Annotated in this window: 16 protein-coding genes and 1 tRNA gene; 8 read left to right on the top strand and 9 right to left on the bottom strand. The window is 73.3% G+C overall.

From position 1 onward, the window contains the following. Positions 1-129 precede the first annotated feature (129 nt). Positions 130-1,005, bottom strand: a complete 876-nt coding sequence (locus AC07AZ_RS04490; protein ID WP_478843717.1) for a hypothetical protein — start codon at positions 1,003-1,005, stop codon at positions 130-132. Positions 1,006-1,227: 222 nt separating this feature from the next. On the opposite strand from AC07AZ_RS04490, the gene AC07AZ_RS04485 reads away from it, so the two are divergent. The 3 genes from AC07AZ_RS04485 to AC07AZ_RS04475 all read left to right on the top strand — a co-directional run bounded on the left by AC07AZ_RS04485 (position 1,228) and on the right by AC07AZ_RS04475 (position 3,613). After that, positions 1,228-1,683: an ATP-binding protein gene (locus tag AC07AZ_RS04485; RefSeq protein WP_478843715.1), complete on the top strand. Its 456-nt coding sequence runs from the start codon at positions 1,228-1,230 to the stop codon at positions 1,681-1,683. 131 nt (positions 1,684-1,814) lie between these two features. Continuing rightward, on the top strand, positions 1,815-2,762 hold the full coding sequence (locus AC07AZ_RS04480; RefSeq protein WP_478843713.1) for an intradiol ring-cleavage dioxygenase: 948 nt from the start codon (positions 1,815-1,817) through the stop codon (positions 2,760-2,762). Positions 2,763-2,773: 11 nt separating this feature from the next. Further along, on the top strand, positions 2,774-3,613 hold the full coding sequence (locus AC07AZ_RS04475) for a triphosphoribosyl-dephospho-CoA synthase (protein WP_478843711.1): 840 nt from the start codon (positions 2,774-2,776) through the stop codon (positions 3,611-3,613). On the opposite strand, the gene AC07AZ_RS04470 is transcribed toward AC07AZ_RS04475, so the two are convergent. The 4 genes from AC07AZ_RS04470 to AC07AZ_RS04455 all read right to left on the bottom strand — a co-directional run bounded on the left by AC07AZ_RS04470 (position 3,588) and on the right by AC07AZ_RS04455 (position 10,024). Next, positions 3,588-5,033 carry an MFS transporter gene (locus AC07AZ_RS04470; protein WP_478843709.1) on the bottom strand — a complete coding sequence of 482 codons (1,446 nt, stop codon included), beginning with the start codon at positions 5,031-5,033 and terminating at the stop codon, positions 3,588-3,590. The two genes, AC07AZ_RS04475 and AC07AZ_RS04470, sit on opposite strands and share 26 nt — an antisense overlap. An 88-nt stretch (positions 5,034-5,121) precedes the next feature. Beyond that, positions 5,122-6,492, bottom strand: a complete 1,371-nt coding sequence (gene pdxR / locus AC07AZ_RS04465) for a MocR-like pyridoxine biosynthesis transcription factor PdxR (protein WP_478843707.1) — start codon at positions 6,490-6,492, stop codon at positions 5,122-5,124. Positions 6,493-6,862: 370 nt separating this feature from the next. Continuing rightward, the gene (locus AC07AZ_RS04460; RefSeq protein ID WP_478843705.1) at positions 6,863-8,353 is read right to left on the bottom strand and encodes an aminopeptidase P family protein; all 1,491 of its coding nucleotides are present in this window, start codon (positions 8,351-8,353) and stop codon (positions 6,863-6,865) included. 159 nt (positions 8,354-8,512) lie between these two features. Next, complete coding sequence (locus AC07AZ_RS04455; protein WP_478843703.1) at positions 8,513-10,024, bottom strand: PP2C family protein-serine/threonine phosphatase; 1,512 nt, start codon at positions 10,022-10,024, stop codon at positions 8,513-8,515. 479 nt (positions 10,025-10,503) lie between these two features. On the opposite strand from AC07AZ_RS04455, the gene AC07AZ_RS04450 reads away from it, so the two are divergent. Together AC07AZ_RS04450 and AC07AZ_RS04445 are read left to right on the top strand one after the other, a co-directional pair. After that, positions 10,504-11,199, top strand: coding sequence for a bifunctional DNA primase/polymerase (locus AC07AZ_RS04450; RefSeq protein ID WP_478843701.1), 696 nt, complete (start codon positions 10,504-10,506; stop codon positions 11,197-11,199). 56 nt (positions 11,200-11,255) lie between these two features. Next, entirely contained in the window at positions 11,256-11,816 is a 561-nt protein-coding gene (locus AC07AZ_RS04445) for a hypothetical protein (RefSeq protein WP_478843699.1), read from the top strand. A gap of 256 nt (positions 11,817-12,072) precedes the next feature. Here AC07AZ_RS04445 and AC07AZ_RS04440 read toward each other — a convergent pair whose 3' ends face one another. The 3 genes from AC07AZ_RS04440 to AC07AZ_RS04430 form a co-directional block, all read right to left on the bottom strand. Then, positions 12,073-13,062, bottom strand: coding sequence for a DUF5926 family protein (locus AC07AZ_RS04440; protein WP_478843697.1), 990 nt, complete (start codon positions 13,060-13,062; stop codon positions 12,073-12,075). A gap of 396 nt (positions 13,063-13,458) precedes the next feature. After that, the gene (locus AC07AZ_RS04435; RefSeq protein WP_478843695.1) at positions 13,459-14,094 is read right to left on the bottom strand and encodes an ATP-binding protein; all 636 of its coding nucleotides are present in this window, start codon (positions 14,092-14,094) and stop codon (positions 13,459-13,461) included. A gap of 137 nt (positions 14,095-14,231) precedes the next feature. After that, positions 14,232-15,056 (bottom strand): glycerophosphodiester phosphodiesterase, encoded by an 825-nt coding sequence (locus tag AC07AZ_RS04430; protein WP_478843693.1) that lies wholly within the window; start codon positions 15,054-15,056, stop codon positions 14,232-14,234. A gap of 268 nt (positions 15,057-15,324) precedes the next feature. On the opposite strand from AC07AZ_RS04430, the gene AC07AZ_RS04425 reads away from it, so the two are divergent. Together AC07AZ_RS04425 and AC07AZ_RS04420 are read left to right on the top strand one after the other, a co-directional pair. Continuing rightward, a complete protein-coding gene (locus tag AC07AZ_RS04425; protein ID WP_478843691.1) occupies positions 15,325-16,794 on the top strand; it encodes a S1C family serine protease in 1,470 nt (489 codons plus the stop codon). 115 nt (positions 16,795-16,909) lie between these two features. After that, positions 16,910-16,996: transfer RNA gene (locus AC07AZ_RS04420), tRNA-Ser, on the top strand. Between the two features lie 129 nt (positions 16,997-17,125). On the opposite strand, the gene AC07AZ_RS04415 is transcribed toward AC07AZ_RS04420, so the two are convergent. Next, positions 17,126-17,275 carry a hypothetical protein gene (locus AC07AZ_RS04415; protein ID WP_478843689.1) on the bottom strand — a complete coding sequence of 50 codons (150 nt, stop codon included), beginning with the start codon at positions 17,273-17,275 and terminating at the stop codon, positions 17,126-17,128. A gap of 159 nt (positions 17,276-17,434) precedes the next feature. Here AC07AZ_RS04415 and AC07AZ_RS04410 point away from each other — a divergent pair, with 159 nt between their 5' ends. Continuing rightward, positions 17,435-17,728 carry a hypothetical protein gene (locus tag AC07AZ_RS04410; protein WP_478843687.1) on the top strand — a complete coding sequence of 98 codons (294 nt, stop codon included), beginning with the start codon at positions 17,435-17,437 and terminating at the stop codon, positions 17,726-17,728. Positions 17,729-17,799 lie beyond the last annotated feature (71 nt).

The raw sequence follows: 17,799 nt of genomic DNA, 5'->3' as shown, positions 1-17,799 counted from the left end.
GCCGCACGACGGCGGCCCCTCGGCTCACCGGGCGTGGGTCCACGGAACGTGGGTCCACGGCAGGTGAGCGCACCGGAGCGGGACCACGCGAGGTGGGTCCGCCGGGAGTGGAGAGGTGGTCGCGTCGCGTCAGGCGGCGAGAAGGAGCGTGGCGGCGGCGGGCGGGCCGCGTCTGATCACCGTGTGCTGGAGTGCGGTGGTGCGCGGGCCGGGCGGCGCGAGATGGGTGGTGCGCGGGCGGCGCGGGCCGAGTTCGGGCGTGCCCGGGAGCCCGGCACGCAGGGCGCGCACCAGCGCGAGCGCCCCGCGCAGGGACCGTACGAGCGCCCCCTCGGTGACCGCCTGGGCGGAGTGCGCCGAGAGTTCGGCCAGCCGCAGCAGGGCCAGGTCGCCGCGGCGCAGCAGCCATCCGGTGGCGAGTGCCGCGAGCAGGTGCGCGAGCAGCATCGGCAGGGACGGCAGCAGCGACATGGAGTCCGCGGGGGCGGGCACGGCGTCCGCCGGGTGGTTCATGGCGCTCATGCCGGTGTCCGGATAGATCCGGGCGTCGACCAGCATCCGGTAGGCCCGGGCGGGGCTGATCGCCGCCGCCGTGGTCCCGCACGCGATCCGGGCCGCCTGCTGGACCAGCGAGGCGTCGGACAGCACGGCACCGGACGCCGAAGCACCGGACGCCGGCGAGCCGGAGCCCATGGGCATCGTGGTGGCGGCCGTGGCGGCCGCCGTCGCGTGCCGGCCCAGTCCGAACAGGGTGTGCAGGACGGCCTGGCCGAGCGCGAGCAGCGCGACGATCCCCGGCAGCGACCGCTCGCGTCCGGCGAGCGGCACGGCCACCAGGACGACCCCCAGGAACGCCGCGCCCAGCGTCCACAGCGGAACCGCGGCGCAGGAGGCGAGGGTGTGCCCGGCCGCGGCCAGCACGACACAGACCGCGGCGAACACCGCGGCCCGCAGGACCCGCAGAACGGGTCCGGAGCGTGCCGTGCGTGGGTGGGGGGCAGTCATGGCGGGCTCATCATCGCACCGGCCCTCCGGCCGCCGTACGGCAGGTCCGCAAGATGAGGTACGACCAGAAGGTCACCCTCTGGTACCGGGCGCCCCACATACACCGCCGGTTGCGCGTGGCGCATCGCCCGTATGGGCGGCATCACGTCAACTGTGTGCTTACACACGACCACGGGCGGCAATACGTAACGGTATGTCGAGCCGCGGCCGGGAGGCTGGAGCATGAGCATCTGGTGGTCACTCCATTTGCGGCGCGAGGCTGCGAGCGTTCCGCTCGCCCGGCGCCTGCTGCTCGGCACGATGGAGTCGGCGGGGGTCGACCCCGACATCTCCTACGACCTGTCCGTGGCCCTCAGCGAGGCCTGCGCGAACGCCGTCGAGCACGGCGGGCACACCGGGCACGGTGAGTCCTCGGAGGCGTACCGCGTCACCGCCTACCTCGACGGCGAGAAGTGCCGGATCGAGGTGGCCGACTCGGGCCCCGGTTTCGCCCGCGCCCAGGCCGCCGTCCGGCCCGCGCCCGCTCCCGTCGGGGCCGAGCACGGCCGCGGTCTGTGTCTCATCCAGGAACTCGCCGACCACGTCCACATCGGCAACGAGCCGGGCAGGGGCGGCGCGGTGGTGCGGTTCGACAAGATCCTCAAGTGGAAGACGGACCCGTCACTGCTGACGGCCTAGGCGCTACCGGAGTTCCGCCCGGCCGGCACCCCACCGCCCGGGAGGCGGCGGGTTCCGGACCTTCCGGATTCCCAGCCCGCGCACAGCACACGCCCAGGACGTTGACTGGCTCCCTTCCTAGTTTCATGTCCATGACGGGAAAGCACGGGAACACCACGATCACCAGGCGCCGCGCCCTCGCAGTCACCGGAGGCACGGTCGCGGCCGGCGGCCTGGCCGTCGCCGGCTACCAGTCGGCCTTCGCGGACGAGGCGACCGCGGCCGACGCCTCCGCCACGGCCGCCTCCACCGCCGCCACCTGCATGACCCTGATGCCGAGCGTCACCGAAGGGCCGTACTACCTCGACGGCGCCCTCGTGCGGAAGAACATCACGGAGGGCAAGAGCGGAGTCCCGCTGACCCTGCGCCTCACCGTCGTGGACGCCACCGACGGCTGCACCCCGGTGCCCGGCGCGGCCGTGGAGATCTGGCACTGCGACGCCTGGGGCTACTACTCCGGCTACACCACGGCCAACCCCGGCGGCTCGGCCCCGGCCGAGAGCGAGGACGGCTCGACCGCCGACGACCGGACCTACCTGCGCGGCTACCAGATCGCCGACGCCAACGGGGTCGTCAAGTTCGAGACGATCTTCCCGGGCTGGTACACCCCGCGCACCTGCCACATCCACGTCAAGGTGCACACCGGCGGCGAGAAGGAGGACGGCACCTACGAGGGCGGCAAGGTCAACTACACCGGCCAGCTGTTCTTCGCCGACGACATCGCCCAGGAGATCTTCACCCTGGAGCCGTACGCGAAGCACTCCGGGAGCTACACCACCCTCGACAACGACATGGTGTACGACGGCGGGGGCGCCGCCGGTGGCCTCCTCACCCTCAAGGCCGTCCACAAGAAGGATCCCTCCAAGGGCTACAAGGGCTCCCTGACCTTCGCCGTCGACCCCGACGCGGAGAACACCGGGGCGGGCAGCGGCGGTGGTGGCACCCCGCCGAGCGGTTCCCCCGGCGACGCCCCGACCGGCACTCCGCCCGGTGACGCACCGAGCGTCAGCGCCTCCCCGTCAGCCTCGGCGTCCTCCTAAGGCACGGGGCGATGAGCAGTCCCGAGGACGAGGCGCTCGCGCGGGCCGCGGTGGACGCGCTGACCGGGCAGCTGGCCCTGCTGCCCAAGCCCGGCCTGCCCGACCCGCGCGACCTCGGGGCCCGCAGGACCGGGGCGGACCACTGTGCGCTGCGCTGGTCGGCCAAGGCGCTCACCCCGGGTCTGGTGGCGATGGCGGCCGCCGCCCGCCGTACCGGCCAGGCCACGCCCCGGCTCCGGGAGGAACTGGGCGCGATCGGGCGGTGCACCGAGCACTCGGTCGCCCTCGCGGGCGGCGGGCACCGGGGCGCCCTGTGGGTGCTGGGCCTGCTGGTCGCGGCGGCCGTCCTCGACCCCGGGGCGGCACCGGCGGACGTCGCCACGGTCGCCAAGCGCGTGGCCGCCCACCCCGACCGACGGGCCCCGCGGCGGCCGTCCCGGGGGTCGTCGGTGTCGGCGAAGTACGGGGCCGCCGGGGCGCGCGGCGAGGCGCGGGCCGGATTCCCGCACGTACGGCGGGCGTTGGACGCGCTCGCCGCGGCCCGCTCGGCCGGGGCCACCGAACCGCAGGCCCGGCTGGACGCACTGCTCACCGTGATGTCCACCCTCCAGGACACCGAACTCCTGCACAGCATCGGTCCGTTGGGGCTGCGGCTCGTCCAGGCGGGGGCCCGCGGGGTCCTGGAGGCGGGCGGCACGGCGACGGAGGCGGGCCGGCAGGCCCTGACCGCGCTCGACGCCGACCTGCACGCGCGCGCGTGGAGTCCGCGGGGCAGTGCGGGCCTGCTGGCCGGTGCCCTGTTCCTCGACTCGCTGCCCGTGCCGGTCAGTTCGCGGGCACGGGCCGCCTGATCTCCTCGTACGCCCGGCCGACGGCGGCCCTGCGCGCCGCCGGCCCCATCGCGTAGGAGGCGGCCAGCGTGACCGCGCCCAGCAGCAGCCAGCCCGGTGTTCCCCACTCCACCAGCAGCGAGGTCAGCGCGAGCGGGCCGAGGGCGCGGGCCACCGTGACGCCCGTCCCGAAGAAGCCCTGGTACTCGCCGACGCGGCCGGCCGGGGCCAGGTCGAAGGACAGCTGCCAGGATCCCGCGGACTGTCCCATCTCGGCGGCCACCTGAAGCACCGCGCCCACCACCAGGACGCCCACGGCCGCCCAGGGCGAGACGCCGGCCGACAGCGCGAACACCGCGCACGCGCCGAGCATCACCCAGCCCGACCGCCGCACCGCGCGCGTGGCCGACGCGAGCCCGGTCACCCCGCGCGCGGTCCGCACCTGGAAGGCCATCACCGCGCCGGTGTTGAGCACGAACAGCGCGGAGACCAGCCAGGTCGGCGCGGCCGTCCGCTCGGCGATCCACAGCGGCAGCCCGAGACTCAGCAGCGGCATCCGCAGCAGCAACACCGTGTTGAGCAGGGTGAGAACGGCGTACGGCCGGTCCCGCAGGACACCGGAACGGCGCGGTTCCCGCACCGCGACGGACGCGCCCGGCGCCACCGCCCTGACCACCGCCCCGGACGCGCCCGCGACCACCGTCCCGGCAGCCGTCCCGGACGTGGCCGCCACCGCCGTCCCGGCAGCCGTCCCGGACGCGGCCGGCAACGCCAACGCGACCGCCGCCCCGGACGTGCCCGAGACCGCCGTCCCGGCAGCCGTCCCGGACGTGCCCGCCACCACCGACCCGACCGCCACCGCCGCCCCCACCGACGGCAGTCGCGACAGCACCCCCGCACAGAGCAGGAAGCTCACCGCGTCCAGGGCGAACACCCCGAGGTAGGCCGCTCGTGTCCCGGCGTGCAGGGCGAGCCCGCCCACTCCGGCGCCCACCGCCAGACCGGCGTTGAGCGTCGCCTGGAGGTGGGCCAGCAGTCCGGTGCGCTCCCCGGCGGACACCAGCCCGGCGAGCAGCGCCTGCCGGGCCGCGGCCAGTCCCGACTGGGCGGACGCGTAGGCGCAGGCCGCCGCCACGAAGGGCAGGAAGCTCTCCACGACCAGGAAGGACGCCACCGCCAGTCCGGTGGCCAGGGCCAGCAGCACCGCCGTGCCGCGCGCCCCGCGCCGGTCCGCGAGCCGCCCCAGCTCCACGCCCACCAGGGAACCGACCGCCCACGCGAGGGTCAGCCCCAGGCCCACGCGCGCGGGGGCGAGCCCCACCACGCGGGTGAAGTAGAGCGCGGAGGTCACGTAGTAGGCGCCGTCGCCGACGGAGTTGGTCAACTGGGCCAGCGCCAGGACGCGTCGCGGGCCCGGGGGCGGGACGAGAGGGTTCGTCATGGTACCGAGCGTAGGAGCGCAGTGGGTCTCCCAGTAGGCCCAATACGGATCCCTCTCAGTGGCCCAATCCGCTGCCCGGCGGTGCCCCTCAGCCGCTCTCCAGCACCTTGACCAGCACGTCCAGCGCCTCCGGGAACATCCGCTCCCGGGGCGTCCCGTATCCCACGACGAGCCCTTGCGGACGGTCCGCGCCGCCCGGTGCGTGCCAGTGGTCGCGCAGGTGCCCGACGGCGAGTCCCTCCTCCTCGGCCCGCGCCAGCACCGCCGCCTCGTCGGCGACCTCCACCAGGGCGTGCAGCCCGGCCGCGATCCCGCGCACGGGCCGGCGCGGGCCCAGCCGGTGCAGCAACTGGTCCCGGCGGCGCCGGTAGCGCAGCCGGCACGCGCGCACGTGACGGTCGTAGGCATGGCTGTCGATCAGTTCGGCGAGGGCCAACTGGCCGATCGTCTCGGTGTGGTGGTCGCTGTGCAGCTTGGCGTCGGCGACCGCGTCGACCAGGTGCGGGGGCAGCACCATCCAGCCGAGCCGCAGCGCGGGTCCCAGGGTCTTGGAGGCGGTGCCGAGGTAGGCGACCTGCCCCGGCGCCATTCCCTGGAGGGCGCCGACGGGCTGCCGGTCGTAACGGAACTCCCCGTCGTAGTCGTCCTCGACGATCAGCGCGTCCCGTGCGCGGGCCCAGTCGGTGAGCGCCCGTCGCCGCTCGGGGTGCAGTGTCACGCCCGTCGGGTACTGGTGGGCGGGCGTGAGGACCACGGCCGCCGCCCCGTCCAACCCCTCGGGTACGGCGCCCAGTTCGTCGACCCGCACTGGCAGTACGGTCCCGCCGCCCCGGCGCACCACCTCCCGGTGGAAAGGCAGCCCCGGGTCCTCCATGGCGATCCCGGCCCCGCCCAGGACGCGCGTGAGCAGCGACAGACCCTGCACGTAGCCGGAGGTGATCACGATCCGTTCCGGCGGTGCGACCACCCCGCGCGCCCGCCCCAGGTACCCCGACAGCGCGGTGCGCAGTTCGAGCCGCCCGCGCGGGTCCCCGTAGTCGTACGCCAGTGAGGGCGCCGTCGCGATCGCGCGGCGCAGCGCCCGGAGCCAGGCGGCGGCCGGGAACGTCCCGACGTCCGGACTGCCGGGCCGCAGGTCGAGACGGGGCACCCGCGCGCGGACCGCCGATCCCGGCGGCCGCTCGTCGGGGGACGGCAGGGAGGCGACCTGGGTGCCCGAGCCCTGCCGGGCCGTGAGGTACCCCTCGGCGACCAGCTGGTCGTACGCCGCCTTCGCGGTCCCCCGTGAGATGCCCAGCTCGGTCGCCAGCCGCCGGGTCGCCGGCAACCGGGCCCCCGGCGTCAGCCGCCCGTCCCGCACGGCGTCGCGCAGTGCCCGTTCGAGCCCGGCCCGGCGTCCGTCCGCCGCGTCCGGCTCCAGATGCAGATCGACACCGACACCCGACCAGAAGTCGTCCACGAACCCCCCACATGAGTACCGCGCCCCCTCGGGGACGCGGAGCTGCAACCGACCACGGCCCCGCCACACCGACGGGGCCGGTCTCCGAGTACCCGCGGACACCCCGCCGTCCACCCGCGGCCGTACGCCCGCCACCCGTCCACCCACGGACGCGCCACCCGGCACCCGCCCGCGGCACCCCGCCGTCCACCCGCGGCCGTACGCCCGGCCCCCACCCGCCCGCGGACGCGCCACCCGCCACCCGCCCGCGGACGCGCCGCCTCACGCCTGCCGGCGCCGCGCCGGTGGCCGTCCGCCCGCAGACCGGTGGCCGGGCACTGTCCGACTGTCCAGTACCCGGCCACCCCTACCCGGCCACGCGGTTCTCGTCTCAGCCCTTCAGCGAGGCCATCCAGGACTCGACCTCGGCCGACCGGCGGGGCAGGCCGTCGGACAGGTTCCGGTTGCCTTCGTCCGTCACCAGGATGTCGTCCTCGATCCGCACCCCGATGCCGCGGTACTCCTCGGGCACGGTCAGGTCGTCGGCCTGGAAGTACAGGCCGGGCTCGACGGTGAGCACCATGCCGGACTCCAGCGTGCCGTCGACGTACGACTCCACGCGCGCGGCGGCGCAGTCGTGCACGTCCATGCCGAGCATGTGGCCGGTGCCGTGCAGCGTCCAGCGGCGCTGCAGACCCAGCTCCAGCACCCGCTCGACCGGGCCCTCGACCAGGCCCCACTCGACGAGCCGCTCGGCCAGCACGCGCTGCGCCGCGTCGTGGAAGTCGCGGTACTTGGCGCCGGGCCGCACGGCCGCGATGCCGGCTTCCTGGGCGTCGTACACCGCGTCGTAGATCTTCCTCTGGATCTCGCTGAAGCGGCCGTCGACCGGCAGCGTGCGCGTGACGTCGGCGGTGTAGTACGTGTGCGTCTCCACCCCCGCGTCGAGCAGCAGCAGGTCGCCCGCGCGCACCGGGCCGTCGTTGCGGACCCAGTGCAGGGTGCAGGCGTGCGGGCCGGCGGCGGCGATGGTGCCGTAGCCGACGTCGTTGCCCTCCACCCGGGCGCGCAGGAAGAACGTGCCCTCGATGTAACGCTCGCTGGTGGCCTGCGCCCTGTCCAGGACGCGGACGACGTCCTCGAAGCCGCGGACCGTCGAGTCGACGGCCTTCTGGAGCTCGCCGACCTCGAACGCGTCCTTGACCAGACGGGCCTCGGACAGGAAGACGCGCAGTTCCTCGTCCCGCTCGGCGGTGACCTTGTCGGTCAGCGCGGCCTCGATGCCGGCGTCGTGACCGCGCAGCACGCGGACCGGGCCGGTGGCCTCGCGCAGGGCGTCGGCGAGCTCGCGCACGTCGGAGGCGGGGATGCCGTACAGCTGCTCCGCCTCGCCGAGGGAGTGCCGGCGGCCGACCCACAGCTCGCCCTGGCCGGACAGCCAGAACTCGCCGTTCTCGCGGTCGGAGCGCGGCAGCAGGTAGATCGTGGCCCGGTGGCCGTCGGTGGTGGGCTCCAGGACGAGGACGCCGTCCTCGGTCTGGTTGCCGGTGAGGTAGGCGTACTCGACGGACGCCCGGAAGGCGTACTCGGTGTCGTTCGAGCGGGTCTTCAGGTTGCCCGCGGGGATCACCAGACGCTCGCCCGGGAAGCGCGCGGAGAGCGCGGCACGGCGGGCGGCGCACTCGGCGGCCTGGGGGAGCGGCCGCAGGTCACGCAGCTCGGTGTCCGCCCAGCCGGACTTCATGTTCTCCGCCAGCTCGTCGGACACGCCCGGGTACAGGCCGTTCTTGCGCTGCTTGACGGGCTCTTCCTCGGCAGTCTCCTGACCGGCTGCGGTAGCAGCGTCATCAGATACTGCCGGGAGCTGTTCTGCCACGGTCATCCTCCTCGATACGGCACTGGACCCCCTCCATCGTACGGTCGTACGGAAGGGGGCCCAGGGGGTCAGGACCTGTTACCGATGGCTCACCGGCGCTCACTCGGCGCCGCCGCGGTGCTTACCCGCGCCGCCGCGGTGCGCACGCCGTTGCTCACTGGTCGCTCACTCGAAGTGTGCCGCCAGCAGGACCACGTCCTCCGCCGAGTCCGCCGTGTCCAGCCCGTCCGGCAGGACCGTCCGCAGGACGTGGTCGGCGAGCGCGGCCGGGTCCTGCCGCAGGGCCCTCGGGACGCCGGCCGCCGCCGCGTGCAGCCGGGCGAAGGCGCGGTCGGTGGGATCGCCGGTGCGGTGCAGCAGACCGTCGGTGTAGAGCAGGACCGTCTCCCCCGGCTCCGCCTGGATCTCCACGCTCGGCGCCTCCCAGCAGGCGAGCATGCCCAGCGGCGCGGACACGGAGGTCTCCACGAACTCGGTGCGCCGCTCGCCGATCAGCAGGGGCGGACTGTGTCCGGCACCGGCGAGGGTGATCTTGCGCAGGTCCGGCTCGCAGTAGGCGAACAGGGCGGTCGCTGACCGGGCGGGCTCGGTGAGCCGCAGCAGCAGCTCCAGGTCCGACAGCACCGCTACCGGGTCCTCGCCCTCCATCACGGCGTACGCCCGCAGGCTGGCCCGCAGCCGGCCCATCGCGGCGACCGCGCTCGGCCCCGAGCCGGTCACCGAGCCCACGGCCAGGCCGAGCGCCGCGTCGGGCAGCGGCAGCGCGTCGTACCAGTCGCCGCCGCCGCGCGGCCCGGTGCGGTGCCGGGCTGCGAGCCGGACACCGGCCACCCGGGGCAGCCGCGAGGGCAGCAGTTCCTCGGACATCGTCGCCATGGACGCGCGGGTGCGCTCCACCTCCACGAGCCGGGCCAGGTGCGCGGTGGCGTAGCGGGCGTAGAGGCCGACGAGATGGCGCTGGCGTTCGCCCGGTTCGGCGGGCTCGTCGTACAGCCACACGGCGGCGCCGAGCCGGCCGGCGCCGTCGGCGGACAGCGGGAGCGCGTAGCTGGCCGCGTAGCCGAGGCGGGCGGCGACCTGACGGTGCCGGGGATCGAGGGCGTCCCCGGCGAACAGGTCGGGCTCGGCGATCTCGCGGTCCGCGCCGGGCAGCCCGTCGAGGATCCGGCCGTACGACATCGAGCTGCGCGGCACGGTCTCGATGTGCCCGAGGTCCGAGCGGGCGAGACCCAGGCCGATGGTGGTGTCGGGGCCCAGTCCGTCGCCCGGTTCCAGCACCACCAGACCCCGCCGGGCCCCCACCAGGGCGGCCCCGGCGCGCAGCAGTTCCTGCAGGGCGTCGGTGAGTGTGTCCGTGCGGACCAGGCGTTCGGTGAGTTCGTGGAGTGTCGTGAGGTCCGAGACCCAGGCGGCGAGACGGTCCTGCAGCAGGGCGCCCGGCGCGTGCGGCGGTGGCACCGCGGCGGTGCCCGGGGCGGCGGGCGCGGGCGCGACAGTGTGTGCTGGTGCGGGAACCGTTGAATCGATTCCAGCCACTTTCGGAGGGTGAGGGGCGTTCATGGCGTCCGGCTTTCCGACCGGTGCGTTTTGCTCAAAAGCATCGCAAACCCCCATGTCATTCTGCGCCGCTAGCGGTGTCTCCACATGTACACGCACTCGTGAGGGGATGTCCAGCATTGTCCTGCCGGGATTCCTGGTGTCCATGAGCTACCGGGGCACTTCGTGCGGAATGGCAAAGTTGGCTTAAAACTGACTCGGGTTACGGCCTATTGCGGTCGACTGGGCTTGCTCGACGGAGCGTCACAGCGGTCGTGATGGGTACGTACTCGGAGAAGGCCAGGGGTGGTTGACAGTCGCCCGGAACCTGGTGACGGACCCGGGCGTCTTAGCCACCGACGACCGTGCCCCATCCTCCCGCGTCGGAGGCGAAGAGAAATACGCGCGACAGCAAAACGCCAGACTTCGCCACCCCGCGCCACGTCCATGCTTTTGATGGACGCACTATGGAAGCGGACACAGCCAGACGTTCGGCCATAGGGACCCCCTTGTCTCGGACAGGGGTGTGATGCGCCAACAGGTACGCACAGTGAAGTGATCGACACATGGTGTGATGGACCACGGTGTTGCCGGCGTGCAACGGAAAGGAACGAGCGCTCATGCGCGAGATCCTCGGAAGGCGACGCAGGCTCCTGTCCCAGCGCAGCGACGGGCGGCCTGAGTTGATCGGCGCGGCCCTGACCTTCGCGACGGAATGGCAGTGGCCCGTACTCCCCGGCGTGGCGGCGGATCCGCGGGGACGGGTCGGCTGCGCCTGCCCCGACCCGGACTGCTCGGTGCCCGGCGCCCACCCCTTCGACCCAGGCCTCCTCGCGGCCACCACCGACGAACGCATGGTGCGCTGGTGGTGGACCAACCGGCCCACCGCGCCGATCGTCATGGCCACCGGAGCGACCTCCCGCCCGGGCGCCGCCGAGGGCGGGGGAGCGCCCTGCGCGGTCAGCCTGCCCGCCGCCGCGGCCGCCCGGGCCCTCGCCGTGCTCGACCGCAGGGGCATGCGCCTCGGCCCGGTCGTCGCCGCGCCCACCCGCTGGGCGCTGCTGGTGAAGCCGTACTCGATGGAACAGCTGGGCGAACTGCTCTACGCCCAGGACTTCGTCCCCGGTTCCCTCCGCTTCCACGGCGAGGGCGGCTACCTCGCCCTGCCCCCCTCCGGGTCCGGCCAGGGACCGATCAGCTGGGAGCGCGCCCCGCTGCCCGGCTCGGCCGCCCCGTGGGTGCCCGACGTGGAGGCCGTGGTGGACGCGGTCGTCGAGGCCCTCACTCGTACGGGTGTGAGCGCGCCCGAGTTGTAAGGGTGTCGGGCGCGGGCGGAACGCCCCGGCCGTTCCCGGTCGTTATGTTCCCCACCATGAACCTCCGTCTGCTCGCCCTCGCGGGCGTCGTGGCGTGCGCGGTCGCGCTGCCGCTGGCCGTGGCGTCCGCGGGACCGGCGGGCCGGGAGGGTCGCTCGGCCGTACGCACCGCGCTGCCCGCCCCGCCCTCCCCGGCCCCGCTGCGCGCCGACGACAAGGCGTCCGCGGCCGCGCCCACCCGGTCCCCCCTGCTGCTCGGCGTGGGCCTGGCCACCGCGGCCCGCTGCGGCCCCGAACTGGCCTCCCCCGAAGGCATCGAGGCGCAGACCTGCGTCCTGACACAGGGCGGGGAGACCTGGGCGCGCACCTACTACCGCAACGCGACCGGCGGCGCACTGGACTCCGTGCTGAGCCTCATGGGGCCGGCCGGCCGCACCGTGCAGACGCGCTGCGCGGTGGGCGCCGAGGACGAGCCGGGAACCTGCGAGACGCCCCGGGAACGCCTGCGGGGGAGCCCCGACGGGTACACGGCGGTCACGGAGTTCGCCGCACGAGCGGGAGAAGGACCACTGCTGCTGCGGTCGGGCAGCAACTCCGGTACGCCGGAAGGCAATTGACACGCGCCGTCATTCCGTACAGGGAAGAGGCGCATGAAAAGACCCGGTTGCTGGCGACGGGGGATGCACCAGCAACCGGGCTACTCGAACGGTAACAAGAGATCGGCTGTTCGCAAATTCGATCCGAGGGATTCCTCGGCTATTCGGACACCGACTGGCTTGACTTCTACGGGAGTTGCCGCTGCGGCCCCGCGGCGCCGCACCTTCCCGTGCGGCTGACCGACCGGTCAGCCGCACGGGACGCGACACCTGTGCGTCAGCTGAGGGTGACCTGCCGGTTGGTCAGGCCGCCGCGCGCCCGGCGCTCCTCCGCGGTCAGCGGCGCCTCCGAGGCCAGCGCGCCGGCGAGACGCTCGGCGAACTCGGCGGCCGGCTTCTCGATGTCCTCCGCGGTCACCGTGCTCGGCAGGTCCCAGACCGGCACGGTCAGGCCGTGAGCACGGAAGGAACCGACCAGCCGGGTGCCCTCGCCGAGGGACGAGCGGCCCGCCGCGTGCAGCCGCGCGAGAGCGTCCAGAAGCTGCTCCTCCGGGTACGGCATGACCCAGCGCAGGTGGTTCTTGTCCGGGGTCTCGCACCAGTAGGCGGCGTCCACCCCGGTCAGCTTCGCGGTCGGGATGGCCGCGGCGTTGGCCCGCTCCAGGGAGGCGGCCACCTCCGGCGTGGAGTTCTCCGGGTCCGGCACCCAGAACTCGAAGCCCGGGTGCACAACTGGCTCGAAGGCGCCTTCGGGGTCCAGCAGGTCCTGCAGACGCGGGCCGTCGGCCGGGGCGCGGCGGCCCTGCACCGGCGTACCCGGCTCCGCGGTGAGCGCGCGCTGGAGGGTGTCGGCGAGGTCGCGGCTGATGTCGCCGGACGCCGTGTCGTTCTGCAGGCCGAGCAGCACCGAGCCGTCGTCACGGCGCAGGGCCGGCCAGGCCATCGGCAGGACCGTGGCGAGGGTGACCGACGGCACGCCCTCCGGCAGACCGCCCTTCAGCGGCAGCGCGACCGTGGCGGCCGGGACCAGCTCGCGCAGCGCCACCCAGTCGCACTCGCCCGGCAGCCCGTCGAACGGGCGGTGCACCAGCTCCGTCGCGGCCTGGGCGGCGGCCCGGCCGTGACACGCCTTGTAGCGGCGGCCGCTGCCGCACGGGCAGGGCTCGCGCGCGCCGACGACCGGAACCTCTCCACCGGCGCCGACGGCGCGGGCCGCGTCGCTGTGCTGCGGCCGCTTGGCCTTCGTCTGGGGTCGCTTCTTGGCCATCGTGGGTGTCTCCCGGTTACGGCTCGTCTCGTACGGGCGGGAGCCTAGCCGTTCGCGCCGTCAGGGACGGGACCCTGTGGACAACGTCCCGGCGCGACCGCGCTCCGCCCGGTCCGGCCGGGCGGTCCCACCCCGGTCGGCCTCAGCCGACGTCTGCCGACGTCTGGCGACTTCAGCCGCCGTCTGCCGCCTCAGCCGACGACTGACATCTGTCGCCTTAGCGGACGTCTGCCGACGTCTGTCGACCTCAGCCGACGTCTGTCGACCTCAGCCGACGTCTGTCGACCTCAGCCGACGTCTGTCGACCTCAGCCGACGTCTGTCGACCTCAGCCGACGGCTGCCGACGTCTGTCGCCTCAGCCGACGTCTGCCGACCTCAGTGGAACGCGGTCGGCCTCAGTCGAGGTCGTCGAAGGCGTCCGCGAAGTCCCGGCCCGGTAGTGCCACGGCGGGGGCGGTGACGCGCGTAGCGAAGTCGTCGCGCCGGTGCCCTGCCTGCGGATCATGAACGTCCTCGTGGACGATCACCCACACGGTGACCTCGCCGCGGGTGTCGTCCCGGACACCCCAGTCGTTGGCCAGCGCGGTGATGATGTTGAGCCCCCGGCCGCCGCGCGCGGTCACCGAGGGCGTGGACGGAGCGGGGCGCGTGGGTCCACCGCCGTCCGTGACCTCGACCGTCAGCCTGCCGCCGTTCTCCACACGCCACGCGGCGCGCACGTCACCGTCCCCGGCCATGGCGTCACCCAGGGGCCGTCCGTGCTTGCACGCGTTGCTCAGGAGTTCGGAAAGGATCAGTACGGCGTCGTCGATGACCGTCTCCGACACGCCTCCCCTGCGCAGCTGATCGCGCATGCAGTGTCGCGCCTTGCCCACGCCCGCAGGGCCATGGGGAACGGCCATGCTCGACGACGTGGGCACCTCCTGTGCCACCACCAACGCCACCCCCGAGACCTCCTTTGCCCCACGCCACGGTGTGGATGCCCCATCGACCTGTGCCGGAAACCGGCCAATCGACCCCCGACGACGCATTCGCCGCCCTCGAACACGGACCGAACGCGCCGGAGCACTCCCTGTGAGTGCGTGGCTGGAACTCGACGGTGTGGCCGAGATCGGAGGATGCTGCACGGGACCGGCCGGGTCAAGGCTCCGTCACAGGTCGTTACCAGTCAGCGACCGAGTTGACGCAGCACCGCGCGCGGGCGGTTGGTGATGAGGGCGTCGACGCCCAGGCCGACGCACAGCTCCACGTCCGCGGGCTCGTTCACGGTCCACACGTGCACCTGGTGGCCGACCCGCTTCAGGCGCTCGATGTAGGCGGGGTGGTTGCGCACGATCCGCATCGAGGGGCCCGCGATCCGGACACCCGCGGGCAGCCGCCCGTCGCGCAGCCGGGGCGAGACGAACTGCATCAGATAGACCGTCGGCAGGGTCGGTGAGGCCGCCCGCACGCGGTGCAGCGAACGCGCCGAGAAGCTCATCACCCGGACCGTGGACCCGGAGGGCGCCGGGGCGTCCAGCCCGAACCGCTTCAGCAGCGTCAGCAGCCGTTCCTCGACCTGTCCCGCCCAGCGCGTGGGGTGCTTGGTCTCGATCGCCAGCTCCACCGGGCGCCCCGCGTCCGCGACCAGCTCCAGCAGTCGCTCCAGGGTGAGGACGGAGGTGTCCTCCGCGTCCTCCGGGCGGTGCTCCCAGTCGGGCTCCTCGTCGCGGCCGCGCCAGGACTCCCGGGTCTTCCACGAGCCGAAGTCGAGGGTGGCGAGATCGGCGAGCTCCAGGGCCGACACCGCGCCCCGGCCGTTCGATGTACGGTTCACCCGCCGGTCGTGGACGCACACCAGGTGTCCGTCCGCGGTCAGCCGGACATCGCACTCGAGAGCGTCGGCGCCGTCCTCGATGGCCTTTCGGTACGCCGCCAGCGTGTGTTCGGGCGCGTCCTCGGAGGCTCCGCGGTGGGCGACGACTTGGGTTCGGTGCGGTCGTGCGTGGGTCACCGCGTCATGGTGCCACCGTGCCGGGGTATGCGTGGCACACGAGGGCCGCATAAACGCCACAGATTGCGGCCTTTTAGTCCTACAGGTCCTATATAAAGGATGGCCTCGGACGCACAGTATCCGCTTATGGTGCCCTGACGTCTTGTGGGAAAAGCTGGCGGCATACAAAAGCACATGCACAGCTGCATCGCGCCGGACCGTCGACGAGCGTGAACGGGCGTGGCCCAGTGCGAACCCGAACAACAGCCGTGGATCTAGGAGAAAAGCTGTGAACACCGAGAACGAGGGCACTGCGGTACCCCCGGCCCCGTCCGCACCTCCCGTGCCGGTGGACTCCCCCGCAGCCTCCCCGCAGGCCGCCGCGCACGGCAGCGGAGCACCGACGACCCCGCTGCCGCCGGTGCCGCCGGGCGCGCCCACCGCACCGGAGCCGGAACTGGTGCACGCCGGCCAGGCTCCCGCCTACGCCTCGGCGGGTTCCCAGGGCCCGGCCCCGTACGGCGGCCCCGGCCCGGAGGGCAGCTGGCCGCCCCCACCGCCCGCCACACCCTCGTACGCCGACGGCGGCGGAGCAGGTTCCGGCTGGGGCTCCTCCTATCAGCAGCAGCAGCCGAAGCCCCGCCGTGGGCGCGGCGGGCTCGCCGCCGCCGTCCTGGTGGCCGCGCTGGTCGCCGGCGGCCTCGGCGGCGGTCTCGGTTACACCCTGGCCAAGCACAACGACGACACCTCCTCCACCACGGTCTCCGCCTCCAACAGCGGCGGCTCCGTGAAGCGCGACCCGGGCACCGTCGCGGGCGTGGCCGCCAAGGCCCTGCCGAGCACCGTGACCATCACGGCCGAGAGCACCAGCGGCGAGGGCGGCACCGGCACCGGGTTCGTCTTCGACACCGAGGGCCACATCGTCACCAACAACCACGTGGTGGCGGACGCGGTCGACGGTGGCAAGCTCTCGGCCACCTTCCCCGACGGCAGGAAGTACGACGCCGAGGTCGTCGGCCACGCCCAGGGCTACGACGTGGCCGTCATCAAGCTCAAGAACGCCCCGTCGAACCTGAAGCCCCTCACCCTGGGCAACTCCGACAAGGTGGCCGTCGGCGACTCGACGATCGCGATCGGCGCCCCCTTCGGCCTGTCCAACACCGTCACGACCGGCATCATCAGCGCCAAGGACCGCCCGGTCGCGTCGAGCGACGGCAGCGGCAGCAACGCCTCGTACATGAGCGCGCTGCAGACCGACGCGTCGATCAACCCGGGCAACTCCGGCGGCCCCCTGCTGGACGCGCAGGGCAACGTCATCGGCATCAACTCCGCGATCCAGTCCTCCGGCAGCGGCGGCCTCGGCGGCACCGGCCAGTCCGGCTCGATCGGCCTGGGCTTCGCCATCCCGATCAACCAGGCCAGTTACGTGGCCCAGCAGCTGATCAAGACGGGCAAGCCGGTCTACGCGAAGATCGGCGCCTCCGTCTCCCTCGACGAGTCGACGAACGGCGCGAAGATCACCGAGCAGGGCGCGGGCGGCTCGTCGGCCGTCGAGTCGGGCGGCCCCGCGGACAAGGCCGGCCTCAAGCCCGGCGACGTCATCACCAAGCTCGACGACCACGTCATCGACTCCGGCCCCACCCTGATCGGCGAGATCTGGACCCACCAGCCCGGCGACAAGGTCACGATCACCTACGAGCGCGACGGCAAGACCCACACGGTCGACCTCACCCTGAGCTCCCGCCAGGGCGACAGCTGACACGAGCCTCCGCGTCCGCACCGGAGGCACAGGCGCCCCTCACGCGGCCCGTGCTCCCCGGGACTGCCCACGGCCGGTACGCTGTACCCGCTCCGCCCCTGGTGGGCGGTGGCGGGGTGGGTTGCCCGAGCGGCCTAAGGGAACGGTCTTGAAAACCGTCGTGGCAGCGATGTCACCGTGGGTTCAAATCCCACACCCACCGCAGGTGAACGGCTCCTGACCAGGTAAATCGGTCAGGGGCCGTTCGCGTAAGTGTTGTCCGCCGCAGAGCGTGGCTCCCCGCTGTTTCCCGACCGAACGGGCACGGGAGGGGCACGTCGTCCGGTGATCTCTAGACGGCGAGCAGCACGGCCGCCAGTGCGGAGAAGACCCGTGGCTTCCTCCGACCCGGTCCCGAAGCCTGGCGGCCCATCTCCCACGCGCCCACCAGACCGCCACCGAGGCCCAGCGCGCTCCGCAGCAGGAAAACGGTGGTGTGCACAGGGAACCTTCCGGAGACCTTCGAACGGACCGGAAGGCTCCCCCCTGGCAGCCGTCTGGGGTGCTGGTGGGGCGCTCATACGGGGCGCGGGGCTCACACGATCGGCTGGGCAATCCGCGGGGAGTGTGTCAGGATCCCGCTCCGAAGTGGAGGCCGATCATGGTTTTGGAATTCATCGAGGTGGTCGGCTCGCCGGTGCTGCTCGTCGGGGGAGTCGCCACCCTTGGTCGGGGCTGGATTCCGGCGTGGTTCCGGAGTGACGTCCGCCGCCCCGTCGCGTTCGGTTGGGCACAGTTGGCCGTGGCTGCCGGACTTGTCATCAACCTGGTCAGCGTCTCCATGACCAACACGCCACACCACCTCGGCTTGGCGGTGAAGGCTTTCGGCGGTGTCGTGATGCTGTTCGGCTTCTGGCTGTTCGACGTGGCTGACTGGGCACCGCGGCGACGCTGATCCTTCCCTGACTCTCCACCGCGCCGCCGGAGATCGCTGAGCACCTGACGGCACGGCGCGCTTCGGGCGCC

Source organism: Streptomyces sp. NPDC043878, assembly GCF_056435735.1.
The sequence above is the reverse complement of the archived record's forward strand: the minus strand, read 5'-3'. Positions and strand labels throughout refer to the sequence as shown.